The organism is Streptomyces sp. LARHCF249 (genome assembly GCF_052871255.1).
Genome location: NZ_JBIXJQ010000003.1, coordinates 103,147 through 115,922 on the forward strand (window position 1 = coordinate 103,147; position 12,776 = coordinate 115,922).

The following is a 12,776-nucleotide window of genomic DNA, read 5'->3' on the forward strand; positions in this document are numbered from 1 at the left end:
AAAGGAACCATGCCGACCGTCAGGTATTTCCGCCGCCTGACAGAGTCGACTGCCTGCCACAAGGGGCCGGACCACCACGACATCCTCTCCGCCCGCGCCCACCTTGCCTGGTGTCGAGGAGAGGCGGGGGATGCAGCGGGCGCCCCGGACGCGTTCGCCGAGCTGTTGGAGCACGCGCTGCAGGTGCTGGGCCACCCCGGCATCCCGAACACCCGGGCCCATCTCGCCCAGTCCGCCCAGTCCGCCCAGGTCAGGCAGTACTGCAACGACTACGCTGGATGTCAAAGGACACCTCCGGCCGTCAGAGAAGGCGGGCCTTCGCCATCCGTTCGGCCACCGCCGGCTTGTCCAGGTAGCGGCGGACGTCGTGGGCGTTGAGCTTGCCGTTGTTCACCTTGATGTCCGTGACGCCGACGGCGAGGTGGCCAAGGCCCCCGCCCTTGTTGACCGGGTCGTTGGGTGCGTAGAGGTTGGTCCACTCCACCCCCGCCGGAACGGACAGCGGGACGCCGGCCGTGTGGACGCCCTTCCTGACGGCCAGCCAGCTCAGCGGAGACCCGCACGTGATCAGGGACACCACCCCCGGCCCGCCACCCGCCGCGGCCGGAACCTCGCCCCGGCTGAGCATGTCGTAGAACACGACACTGCCCAGCGAATGCGCGATGACCATCCGCGCGCCCGTGGCAGCCAGCGCCGCCCCCACCTCGGCGCGCACGGCGGCCCCCGTCTCCTCCTGGCGCAGATAGCCGTGCGCCTCGCGGACCAGCCACAGCAGGCGGTCCGTCACGCCCTTGCCCGCCACCCGGTCCACGGCGTGGGCCCGCCGCAGGATCCGCGGCGTGAGCCGGCCCGCCCCCAGGGTCTGCCCGCCCATCGGCGAATCGTCCTCCAGCGCCACGGCCGACGGCGCGTACGCGGCCAGGGCCTCCAGGATGAAGGCCTCTTCCTCCTCCTCGACGGGGGCGTCGTCGGCCGTGTCCGGGCCCAGGCGCATGTACCGGGTCGCCGTCTTCGGGTACACGCCCTGGTACGAGGGGACGGTGAGCTGGACTGGGCCGACCGTCGCGTCAAGCCCGGAGGTGGCCAAGGCCCTGGCCACCGAGTCCTGCCACGTCCGGCTCAGGCCCTCCGTCGTGGCCGACGCCCCCTGCTTGATGCCGTGCACCCCGACGACCTGCAGCACGTTCATGGTTCCCCCTACTGGCCCGTCCACCGGACTTCGCCCTGAGCCGATCGTAACCACGGGCAGCCCGCCGTCCGCTCCCGATAGGCTGAGGAAGCCGTGCGCCGCACATCGCGCGCGGAGCAGGGGGAGAGCTGTGGGTGCGGAGGAGCTGGACGGGATCGTCCGGCGGCGGCTGGTCGTGGTCGCGGTGGACGGCTACAAGGACAGCCCTCCCGGGTTCGACAAGGCCATCGCCGGCCAGGTCGAACGCATCACGGGCTGGCTCGCGGACCCGGCGCTGGGCGATGCCCGCCGCTTCGAGGTGAGCCAGGCGCCCCCGGTGCGTTCGGTCGACGAGCTGCGCATGTTCCTGTACGAGGAGAACCTGGCCGCGGCCGAGTACCAGGAAGCCGTCGTGGTCTACATCACCGGCCACGGCGTGCGCCGCGTCGCGCCCCGCCACTTCCTCACGCTCGCGCAGACCGACGAGGAGCGGCCGTTCGCGACCGCGTTCCCGACGAGCGAGCTCATCACCGCGGTCCTGGACAGCGAGTCCGAACACGTGCTGGTCCTCGTCGACTCGTGCTTCTCCGGCACCCTGGACACCGAACTGACCAGCCTCCTCGAAGCCCTGGGCAAGGACCGGCGCGGGCACGACGGAGCGGCCGTGGTCACGGCCGGCGACCACGACGAGCAGCCCCTGGTGGGCTCGTTCACCAAACGCGTGGCCCTGGCCTGCGAGCGGATGCGGGACGAGGCCGCCGGGTACACCGCCCCGTACCTCTCCTTCCAGGAGTGGGAGCAGCTCCTGGACGAGGTCGGCTGGGACGAGCACGGCACCGAGAAGAACCTCGTGGACGCCCGGTGGATCGTCCCGCGCTCGCGTCGGCGCGGCCTGAGCGCCTGCCTGCCCAACCCCCGCTACCGGCCGCCCGCCGGCACGGCCGACCCGGCGCTGCGCCAGCTCGCCCTGACCTCGACGGCGGCGGACGCCGACGCCGACCCCGGCGCCCTGGACGAGTTCTGGCTGGAGCGTGCCTCGGGGCGGGCGGCCGCCGACGACCCGGGCTGGTACTTCAGCGGCCGGGCCGAACCGATGAGGCGTATGACCCGCTTCCTGCGCGATGGCGGGGGCGTGCTCGTGGTCACCGGCGCAGCGGGCTCAGGGAAGTCGGCGCTCCTGGCCCGCCTGGTCACCCTCTCCGACCCGGGATTCACGGCGGATCCGCTGCACGCGGCCATGGTGGCGGCGATCCCCGACGACCTGCGGCCCGAGCCCGGGGCGGTCGACGTCGCCGTGCTGGCCCGCAACAAGTCCGCCGGGGTGGTCGTACAGGACCTGGTCACCGGACTCGGTTCCGGGCGCGGGGACTCCCCGTCCGGGCCGGCGGCGGCGCTGCCCCTCCAGGCTCTGCTGCGGCAGGTGCTGGAACGGACCGACGCCGCCGAGGGGCCGGTCACCGTGGTCATCGACGCGCTGGACGAGGCCGACGACCCGCTCGCCGTCTTCAACGACGTCGTCCTGCCGCTCGCGCGCCTGCGCAAGCCGGGCGGGACCCGCCGCGTCCGGCTCCTCCTCGGGATCCGCAGTTCCCCCGACGTGGCCTACCCGGCCGGCGACGACCTCGTCGACGAACGCGCCGACCAGTTGCTGCTGCGGCTGACCGAGGCCCTGAAGGACGAAGGCCTCGTAGCCGGGATGCTGCGCAGCGACGGCCCCGACTGCGCCGACGACATCGCCGCCTACGCCGCCACCCTCCTGCTCGCACCGGCCGACAGCCCGTACCGCGGCGCACCCGAAGCGGCCGCGGAAGCGGCGGACGTCATCGCGGACGCGGTGGCGCCGTCCTTCCTCGATGCCCGGATCGCCGCCAACCAGCTGCGACGAGCCGAGACCCGCCAGGACCTGACCGAGTACGGGTGGCAGGAGCGTCTCGCCGACGGCACCAGCGGGTTGCTCCGCGAGGACGTCCAGGCCGTCTCTCTCAGCACCGGTGTCCGGGCCGACCTGTTGGTCGCCGCCCTGCGGGCCACGGCCTTCGCACCGGGCGCCGGCCTGCCCTGGGCCGAGGTCTGGCCCGCCGTCACCGCCGCGCTCGCCGCGCCCGGCTCCACGCCCGGCTCCACGCCCGGCTCCACGCCCGGCTCCACGCCCGGTGACGTGTCCGACGACCGCGAGGAGGCCGCCGACCAGGCCATCCGGACGCTCCGCAACAGCCGCCTCACCGGGTACCTGGCCACGGCCGAGGAGGACGCCCGTACCGTCTACCGCCCGGTCCACCAGCGGCTGACCGACCTGCTGCTCGCGAACCCCGAGTGGCTGCTGGTGCAGTCGCCGGTCCAGGCCTCGCACTGGTGGCGTCCGCCCACCGCGGCGCAGGCCCTCGCCGCCGCCCACGCCTCCATAACCGGTGCGCTGGCCGGCCTGGTCGAGCGGTCCCGACCGCACCCCGCCCACCCGTACGTCCGCAGGCACTTCCTCCACCACGCCGCGGCCGGAGAGGTACTGGACGATCAGAGCGTGCCGCTGGAACTGCTGGCCCAGGAGACCTCCGGCACGCTGCGCGCCCGCCTCGGCCTGCCCCTGCCGACGGCGGACCCGCAGCGCCGCACGCTGACGGCGGCGGCACTGATCGAGCCGTACGTCGACGACACCGTGGACCAGGCCTCGCGCACGGGCAGCATCGCCTTCCAGCGGGGTGTACGGGGCGAGCCGTGGGTGGCGCCGGACGAGGTGCCGGCCGCGCTCGCCTGGGGCCTGTGGGCGGCGCGCGTGAACGTCCTCGCACCGACCCGAGGGGAAACGGCGGCCCTGTGCGTGCTGCCCACACTCGATGGGCGGGCCCTGATCGCGGTGCTGTCGGAAAGCGGAACCGTGCGGATCTGGGACGCCTCGACCGGCCGCCTGACGGCCGAGCTCGGTGGCAGGCACCACCGGGTGCGCGGCCTGCGCCCCATCCGTGCCACGGGCGGACGGACGTTCCTGGTCACGTGGGGCTTGAGGAGCGTCACCATCCACGACCCGGGCTCGGGGCAGCCCCTCACCGCCCTGGCGCTGCCGCGCGTCTTCGACGTACACGTCCTCGAGGACGGGGCCGCCCGCTGGAAACTGTTCGTCATCACGGCGGACGGCACATTCGTGTGGAGGCCGACTGCTCGCGGCACCGGCACCGGCACGGGCACGGGCAAGGTCATCAGGCTCGAAGGCTTCCCCGACACGCTCCGTTCCTTCCACAGTCGGACAACCGTGGTGCGTCGGGCGAGTGGACACGCGCTCGTGGCCTTTCCCACTCCGAAGGGCATTCGCCTCTGGGACCCCGTCTCGGGACCGACCGGCCACCCTCCGTTCGGGGGGCCCGGAGCCGGTGTGCTCATGGCTGTGTCGCGGCCCGAGAAGGACGACCTGATCGCCGTCCATGGACCGCGGTCAACCTCCCTTACGCCGCTCTGGGATCCCTTCCGAGGTGAACCGATGCGGCACAACCCGCTCAGGGGCCGCCCCCTGGCGGTACTGCCCGACGGCGAGGCGCTGGTCTACTCCCAGAACAGCCGCATCGTCGTCCACGACATCAACGGCCGCTGGGAGAAGTCGTTCGATGCCGACCATCCGCGCGTCGATTGCCTCGCCGTACTGGACGAACCGACCGGTCCACGGCTTGTTTCGGCAGGTCCGGAGGGGATCAGGCTCTGGGACGTCGGCCGCGAAGCGGCTGCGCACGAGGACGGCCCGGCAGAGACGCTGTACGCGGCGCCGTTCGGTCTGGCCGGACTACGGCCCAGGATGTGGTCCCTGTGCAGGTCGGGCTACCCCGGCGTCGACAGCGCCGGGGACGTCCTCGTGGTCGGAACCCGCCTCGGCCTGGACGTCCACGACGCTGTGACGGGACGGCTGGTGAAGCAGCTGGAAACCGGCCCTGCCCTGACGGTCGAGCCGATCCCCTCACTCCCCGGCAGCGCGTGCGTGGTGGTCGAGGGCCGCAACTCCTGGTCGGTCTGGGATCTGGTGTCCGGCGAAGCCCGATCCGTGCGCGGGGACCTTCCCTTCAACTCGAAGGTGTACGTCACCACGACGGCCTCCGGATTGCCGATGGTCGTCAGCATGGAGAGCGGGCGGGAGATCCGCTGCACGGCATGGGATCCGGCCGACGGCGCGGGGGCCACGGCCACCCCCTCGCCCAGGCCGCCCATCGAGCTCGCGCGGTTCCTCGTGCCCCTTCCCCCACGGCCCGGCGGATCCGAGGTGATCGCTGCAGTGGGCAGGCGGGGCATCGAGCTGGTGGAGCTCGACTCCGGCCGCCTCGTCGCCACACTGGGACGACCTGACCGCGACGCCCATTCCATGCTCCGGCGGGCGTGCGTCCTCCAGTTCCACGGCCGGGTGCTCCTGGCCGCCGCGTCCTCCACGGACATCCAGGTCTGGGACACGGCCGACGGTCGCCCGGTCGCACGTTGGGAGACCCCGGGCACCCTCGCCCTGGCCGGCGTCCCCTTGCCGGACGGCCGCACGCTGCTCGCTTCCGGCGACCCGGGCGGCGTCCGCCTCTGGGACCCGCTGACCGGCGAGCTGCGCCACACCCTGCTCACCGGAGCCCCGGTGCACGCCTTGGCCGTCGGCACCGGCCCGGCGGGAACGGTCCTTCACGTCCTCGGCCCGGCCGGCCTTGCGACGCTGACCCTGGACGAGTCGCTGCTGTGAGTCTTCGCGGTCCTACGGGGAGAACGCGTAGGCCCGGACCGGGTCGAGGTGCCGTACATAGGGCCCGAAGCAGTCGGCTGCGACGGTCGCGACAGGAGCGCCGCAGGGACAGCCTCGATTGGTCCCTCCTCGGGGCGCGCTCAGCGGATCTTGTCGCCGTACACGTGGTCGACCGTCATCGTCATCAGCACCCGCCGATCGGCCACCATCGCCGCCCGGTACTCGTCCCAGTCCGGGTGCTCTCCAGCGGCAGCGCGGTAGTACCGCACCAGCGCCTCGACCTCGGGCCCGTGCGGGTCCGTTCCCGGCCCGGTCAGTGTCACGGTGCCTTCGGCAGTGGCCCAGGCCCAGCCGTCGGAGCTGGTCACCTCCAGTGCGGCGCGGGGATCCCGCCGCAGGTTCGCCGTCTTGGCACGTCCCTCGGTCATCGATACGTAGAGGACATCGGCCTCCGGATCGTAGAAGGGCATGACGGGCGAGAGCTGCGGACGGCCGTCCGATTTGATCGTCGCGAGAATGCCCAGGCGGCTTTTCCCGAGCAGCGTGCGCGGGTCGTACGAGGTGGCGTTCATGTACGGGCCAAGTCGCCACCGGCTGCCGGGTATTCCCGGGGTCACCCGGAGGGCGCATCCCATGCCGCTCAGACGGGTGATGCCGCTTCCCGGCCCGCGCTTGGTGCCCCGCGACGACTCGCCCGACTATTGAGAACAGCATCCCGGCCGCGCCCCTCGACGGCGGCAGGCTGCCGGCTGGGACCGATCCCCGGCGGCCGGCCGCGACCACCTACTAACGCGGCAGGTGGTCGTTCCGGGAGGGGTACTGCCGACCTGCAGTCTCCGGGACGGGTCTGGCAGGGACACCTCGTTCATGCCTGGCTCGGCGTCGATCCAGGAACCTCGGGCAGACTGGCCCCATCGCATGGATTTCTCCGCCGGGAAGGCGTCCGGTCCGTAAGCTTGTGGAATGCGGGACGATGCGGTCGTCGGCCTGGTGCCGGCCTGGACTCGGCAGGAGTCGCTGGCATTCCTGGCACCGGTGACCCAAATTCTGGAACTCCGCGACGCGGACGCACTGGCCGCCGAACTCTCAGATTCGCCGCCCGCCCTCAGGCTGGCCCGGGCCTGCCTGGAACGGCACGCGCTTCCCCTAGGCGACTACCTCCGGCGTGTCCGCAAGGGCCCGAAGCGTCCGAACCGCCTGCTGACCGGGATCGTCTACCGCGACCGCGCGACCAGAGCGGTGATGCGTACGGCCGTGCCTGCCCAGGTGAGACCGGTGGCGGCGGCACTGTCGGCCATGAAGGGCGAGCTGCTGGCCCAGCCCGGCGCGTACGGGCTGATGAGCCTGCTGGCATTCCTCGCCCCCGCGCGGATCGACCTGCGGCTGTTGTTCGGCCACGGCGCGGACCTGGGCTTCCTGCCGCCACCGCTCCGCGACCAGGAGGTGCGCGCCACGGCCAGCGCCGCCCTGGCCGAGTACGGTCTGATCAAGATCGCGCCAGACGGGTCCGAGCTCAGAATGCACTCCGTGGTGCAGGCCGCGGCCCGCACCCTGGTGCTGCGCCCTTACTGGGCCAGTGCGGCCCTGCTCCTGTGCGCCGAGGCACTCGACGAGACAAGCCTCCCCGCCGACGCAGACCGGCTCGCGAGCCACGCCGAGCACGCCGTCGCGCACGTGCGCGAGATGAAACGGCTCCAGCCGCTCTGCGCCCGGGTGCTTCGGGACCTGGGCATGACCGCGGGCAGGCGGGGACGGGCCGAGCAGGCGAAACGGCTGCTGAAGGACTCCCTGGAGATCCATCTCCTGATCCGGCGCGGCGCCCGTGCCGACCTGGCCGAGGCGTACTACCAGTACGGCCATGCCCTTTCGGAGAACGGTGATCCGGCCGGGGGACGTGCCGAGATCGACCGGGCGATCGCGCTGGCGACGGCCGTCCGCGGACCAGACCACCCGGAAGTCGCGCGCTACAGGCACGACCTGTCGACGGTCCTCCGTAAGCTCGGCGAGCCCGCGGCCGCCAAGGCGGAGCTGCTGGCCGCCCTGGAGATCGGGGAGAGGCGCCTCGAAGCGGGCAGCCCGGACCTTGCGGTCGGCCGGCAGTCGCTGGGCGTGTTCCTGCACGAGGAGGGAGATCTGCCGGGTGCCCGGCGCGAAATGAAACAGGCCCTGTCCGATCTGCTGGCCTCGGTGGGGGAGAACGACCACAGGGTGACCGCCTGCCGGTCCACGCTTTCCCGGGTGCTGCGCGATCTAGGTGAGCTCCAGGAGGCACGAAGTCAGCTGGCCGCGGCGGTGGCCGCAGGAGAGATCATCGATGGCTCGGTTCATCCCCACGTGCTCGCGGACCGCGCGGACCTGGAACGGGTCGAGCGCGAGCTCGGCGGGAACGCCGAAGAGGAGGAGCCAGCCGCCGTCGAGGAGGCACCTTCCCCTCCGCTGGATCCGTCCCACCTGATCCTCTCGGCGGACGGCATCTCCGACGCTGCCGCCCCGGTCGAATGGACCTGGAAGCTGACACGGGTCGACGGTACCGTGCTCGCCGAGCACGAGGTGCGGCTCGACCCCGCAGACGCGTCCTTCGCCGCCTTCTCGGACCTGCACACCTGGCTGCGCTGGCGGACCTCACCGGACCGGCGCCGCAGCGACGAGCTCAGGCTGATGGACGAGCTCGGCCGGTGGGCCGGCGCGGAGGTACTCGGCCCCGTCGGCACGATCCTCGGCGAGGGCCGCGCCGAACCCGCCGTCGTACGTGTCCAGGTGCCCGACGGCGCCTCCTGGCTCTTGGACAGACCATGGGAGCTGGCCCATCTTGGCGATGGCGTCCGTCTCGCGGAACGACCGGTGAGCTTGGTCTTCGAGACTGCGGCGACGGCCGGGACGGGCAAGCAGATGCCGTCGACGGCCCTGCGGATCCTGGCGGTATTCAGCCTGCCGTCCGACGCCGACGCGCTGGCGCTGCGCCGCGAGCTGATGGCTGTCGAGCGGATCGTCAAAGAGGTCTCGGACGGCGGCCGTGCCATCGAGCTTCACGTCCTGCATTACGGAGTCACGAGAGACCGCCTGCGCGAACGGCTCCCCGACCCCGAAGGCTGGGACATCGTGCACCTGGCCGGGCACGGACGCCCGGGAGAGCTGTTCACCGACGACGGCCGCGGACGGAGCGAGACCGTAACGGCCGACGAGATAGCCGGGATGCTGAGCCCGTCCGCACGGCGACTGAAGCTGATGGTGCTGTCATGGTGCGGTTCCAGCGGGGGCGCCCCGGTCGGCTGGGACGACGAGGAGGACGTCGGGCCGGCGCCGGCGCTGCCGATCCGGCTGGCCTCGGCGATGAGTTGCGCGGTCCTGGCCATGCGCTACCCCCTCGCCGACGAGTTCGCCGTGGAGTTCACCCGGGAGTTCTATCTGCGCCTGCTGTCCGGCGCCGCGACGTCCACTGCCGTCCGTGAGGCAATGACCGGCGTGAAGCGGCGGAGCGACGCGGCAGGACGGGCCTGGCGTCCGCTGTGGTCGGCGACACCGGTACTGCTCAGCGCGGGTACGGCCGACCGGATGCCGATCACACCGCCGCCCAGCCCGAGGCCGTGCCCGCCGGGCGTCTCAGGAGAACTCCCGGAGCGGCCGGAGGTGTTCGTCGGCAGGGCCGCCCTGATCAGCCGTCTGGCGGAAGCCGGCCCGGTGCTGCTGACCGGGATGCCGGGCATAGGCAAGACCACGATCGCCCTGGAATTCGCACACGCCTACGCGGACATCTACGACCGCATCCTCTGGTGCGAAGGAGCGCTCCCCGAAACAACCGACGACCTCGACGAGCGGACCCTGATCGTCCTGGACGGCGTGGACGGCGTGGACGGCGTCTGGCACGACGACTGGTGGCGGGAGCACGCGGAACGCACCAGCGGGCCCAAGGTCGTGCTCACCTCGCGGCTCCTGCCGGCGGCCCCGCCCCGGAACCTGAGGATCGAGCCGGTCCACCCGCTTTCGCCGGGGGATTCCGCGCTGCTCGCCCGCGAAGTCCCAGGAGCCGACACCTCGCTGGTGCACGGCGGTGAGGGACATCCCCTGCTGCTGGCCGGGCAGGCTGGTCACAGCACCCTGATCGCCGCTTGGGCCAAGGACGCGGTCGCCTCCCTGCCGGAGGAGGCCCGGATCCTGTTCCGGTTCCTGTGTTCGCTGGAAGACGCCGACCGTGAGGCAGGGCCTATCGTCGCCTCCATCTGGGAGGACGTGTGGGAGACGTTCGGCGGGCAGGGCGAGGCGCCCGACCTGGACCCCGCGCTCGATGCCCTGACCCGCTCCGGCCTGGCGGAGGTCGTGCGCGATCCGGCGGTCGAGAACGCCGTCCGCTCCGTCCTGATGCATCGGATCACGGTCGAGGTAGGCAGGGCCCTGCTCACCGCCGAGGAGTACGAAGCGGTGACCGGTGTCGTCGCCGAGTTCTGGTGGTTCTGTATCCAGCAGAGCCGCCGCGAGGAGAACAGCCACATGGTCGTCTTCTACGCCGGCCGTGCCGTCCCGTACCTGCTGGCCCTCGAGCGCCCACGCGAGGCGCTCGAAGTGCTCGACATGATCACCGAACGCGACATCTCGGCCGCGACGGTCAACGCCGTACAAACGTGGCTCGCCGAGCTGAACGAGCTCGCCCGGGGCACCGATGTCGAGCAGGACCTACGCAAGTTGCGGACCGACCTGCTGGTCCGGAACCGGAACGTCTCGATCGAAGCCGAGCTGCGCGCGTCCCTCGACAACGCGATCGAGGCCGGGGACTACCAGGCCGCGGCGCTCGCCGGCCACCACCTGGCCAACGTACTGATCTTGACGGGCCGCGCGGAGGAGGCCCTGGACGTCGCCGAACGGGCGGAGCAGCATGTACGTCGCGCGGGGCGGGATCCGTGGCGGCGGCTGACCGCACAGCTGCAGGTGGTTCAGGCCCTGATGGCCGCGGGACGCCACGAGGATTCCCTTCCGCGCGTACGGCGGCTGTCGCGCCGGCTCAGGAAATTGGGCGAGGACGAGTCCGGGCAGCACGACCGGTGGTACATCTCGGAGGTCTTGCTGAACGCGGGCATGCGGGCGGCGATGAAGCTCCGCCGGTGGGAGGAGGCCCTGGAGTTCGGCGACGCCATCCTCATGAGTATGGCGCGGCGCGGCGCACCCGAGCTGGAGATCGCCCAGGCCGAGTACCACAATGCGTTCTTGTTGCGCGAGTTCGGCCAGCCGGTCCGTGCCCGCGAGGTCCTGCGCCGCTGCCAGGCCGTCTTCGAGCGGGAGCGGGCCCTGGCCCAGCTCGCCGGCGTCCGGCAGTCGCTGGCCGAGCTCGAGGCGCGCGAGGGCCGGTACACCGAGGCGGCCGAGCTGCTCAGGGACGCCCTGCGCCTGCTCTACGGCGTCCGGGACGCCCTCGACCCGGCTGCGATCAGGGACGCCCACGCGACCCTGGCGGCGCATCTGACGAACGGCGGCACGATCGACGCCGAGGCATTCCACCAGCTGCTCGCCGTATCGATCATCGACCGGCTGACCGGCTCGCCCCGGCTCGAGGAGACCATCGACCGGCTGCGCTGGGTGGCGACCCGTTACGACGATCTGCCGGCGTCGCTCGACGACCTCGTCGAGGCGGTCGACGCCGTGCCGGGGGTGCGCTTCACGGCGCTGCTCGCCCTGCTGCCCGGCGGAAGCACAGCAGCCGAGCAGGTCCTCACCGAGCTTGACCCGGTGGTGCGCTACGCGACCGAGACCTTGATGTTCGCCCTGTGGGAAGAGGCCGGCTTGAAAGTGAAGACCATCGACCTGAATGCCGTCCCGGAGGAGCGAAGGCTAGGCGCCCCCGTCGTCGGCCGGTTGGGCTCCCTCGTCGACCGGTTCGGCCCCCTCGTCCGGCGGAGGAGGCGGTGACCGGCGGGCCGGGCGCTTTGGCGGCAGCGGTTTGCGCATCGGTGCTGCCTGCCAGCCGCGGTGGGGGTCGTCGTCCCAGTCGGGCTCCCAGTCCCCGGAAGGATCGTCAGGCCGGGTCATCGGGATCCTCCTCGCCGGTCCTGCCGTCGAAGAACTCGATCGACACGATGGAGCTGCCATTCAACCAAACGCCCCTGCTGCCGGGATACGGCTCGGCGAACCACTCGTCCTCGACCGTCCACTGTTGCTGCAGGTACAGGTCCCGGTGCGCGAGGTCGGACGAGGCGAACGACCGGTCGGCGTACAGCCCGTAAACGACCCGGTCCTCGGTGAGCCTGACCCGGACATAGGCAGGGAACCCCCGGCTGAAAACCCAATCCCAGGCCTCGGAGATCGTGGTAACCGAGGACAGACCGATCCGGACCAGCAGCCGGTGCAGCCAGGCGGGGTGTCGGACGTCAGCGAGGAACGACAGCCCGGCTCCCAGGGCGACCGGGACGACAACCAGGACGATCACCGTCCAGGCCGCGATCTGGCCGACGTACCCTCCTGGACCGTGCTTGACGATGTCGGAGGCGAGCGGGGTCGTCCACCACAACATCATGAGGTGCACCACGATGGATCCGACGGCCACATTGGCGATGAACGCCCGTTCGCTGGTGGCCGGGCCCTGCCGGCCGCGGCCCATGGTCGTACCCAGCAGGTAGCCCGGCATGAGGAACAGGACGGTCGAGCCGATCCCGGTCAGCAGGAAGGTGATCACGTTCTTGGCGAGCTCGGTTGTCTCCGCCGCCATGGGCCTCCTCCGCTTGTGCTCCTGCACGGCGATGATCTCAGCATGGCGGCCTCCGTGGATGGATTTCGGCGACTTGACTCAAGCGCCGAGCTCGGTGGACGGCCGCCCTGCCGGTCCCGCCACAGGCGGTGGCCTTGGCCCGCGAGCGTCGGCCTCGGCGGTTGCTGCGTGATCGCCGAGGCCGACCTCTGATTCTGCGGGGAGGTTTACGGCAGCAGTGCGGA

At 71.7% G+C, this 12,776-nt stretch carries 5 protein-coding genes; 2 read left to right on the forward strand and 3 right to left on the reverse strand.

What is annotated here, in order from left to right; all coding sequences use genetic code 11:
- Nucleotides 1–301: 301 nt before the first annotated feature.
- Nucleotides 302–1,189, reverse strand: a complete 888-nt coding sequence (locus ACIPUC_RS08940) for a hypothetical protein (RefSeq protein ID WP_446587870.1) — start codon at nucleotides 1,187–1,189, stop codon at nucleotides 302–304.
- A gap of 130 nt (nucleotides 1,190–1,319) precedes the next feature.
- Here ACIPUC_RS08940 and ACIPUC_RS08945 point away from each other — a divergent pair, with 130 nt between their 5' ends.
- On the forward strand, nucleotides 1,320–5,861 hold the full coding sequence (locus ACIPUC_RS08945) for an AAA family ATPase (protein ID WP_446587872.1): 4,542 nt from the start codon (nucleotides 1,320–1,322) through the stop codon (nucleotides 5,859–5,861).
- 140 nt (nucleotides 5,862–6,001) lie between these two features.
- Here ACIPUC_RS08945 and ACIPUC_RS08950 read toward each other — a convergent pair whose 3' ends face one another.
- Complete coding sequence (locus tag ACIPUC_RS08950) at nucleotides 6,002–6,433, reverse strand: PPOX class F420-dependent oxidoreductase (RefSeq protein WP_446587874.1); 432 nt, start codon at nucleotides 6,431–6,433, stop codon at nucleotides 6,002–6,004.
- A gap of 391 nt (nucleotides 6,434–6,824) precedes the next feature.
- Between ACIPUC_RS08950 and ACIPUC_RS08955 the strand changes: the two genes are divergently transcribed.
- On the forward strand, nucleotides 6,825–11,756 hold the full coding sequence (locus tag ACIPUC_RS08955) for a tetratricopeptide repeat protein (RefSeq protein WP_446587876.1): 4,932 nt from the start codon (nucleotides 6,825–6,827) through the stop codon (nucleotides 11,754–11,756).
- 106 nt (nucleotides 11,757–11,862) lie between these two features.
- Here the strand turns inward: ACIPUC_RS08955 and ACIPUC_RS08960 are convergent, their stop codons facing one another.
- Nucleotides 11,863–12,552: a DUF6338 family protein gene (locus ACIPUC_RS08960; RefSeq protein WP_446587878.1), complete on the reverse strand. Its 690-nt coding sequence runs from the start codon at nucleotides 12,550–12,552 to the stop codon at nucleotides 11,863–11,865.
- Nucleotides 12,553–12,776: the final 224 nt, after the last annotated feature.

Bases quoted from the DNA above. Each gene is read 5' to 3' on its own strand.
- ACIPUC_RS08940 (WP_446587870.1), bottom strand. From the start codon at position 1,189: ATGAACGTGCTGCAGGTCGTCGGGGTGCACGGCATCAAGCAGGGGGCG.
- ACIPUC_RS08950 (WP_446587874.1), bottom strand. From the start codon at position 6,433: ATGAACGCCACCTCGTACGACCCGCGCACGCTGCTCGGGAAAAGCCGC.
- ACIPUC_RS08955 (WP_446587876.1), top strand. From the start codon at position 6,825: ATGCGGGACGATGCGGTCGTCGGCCTGGTGCCGGCCTGGACTCGGCAG.
- ACIPUC_RS08960 (WP_446587878.1), bottom strand. From the start codon at position 12,552: ATGGCGGCGGAGACAACCGAGCTCGCCAAGAACGTGATCACCTTCCTG.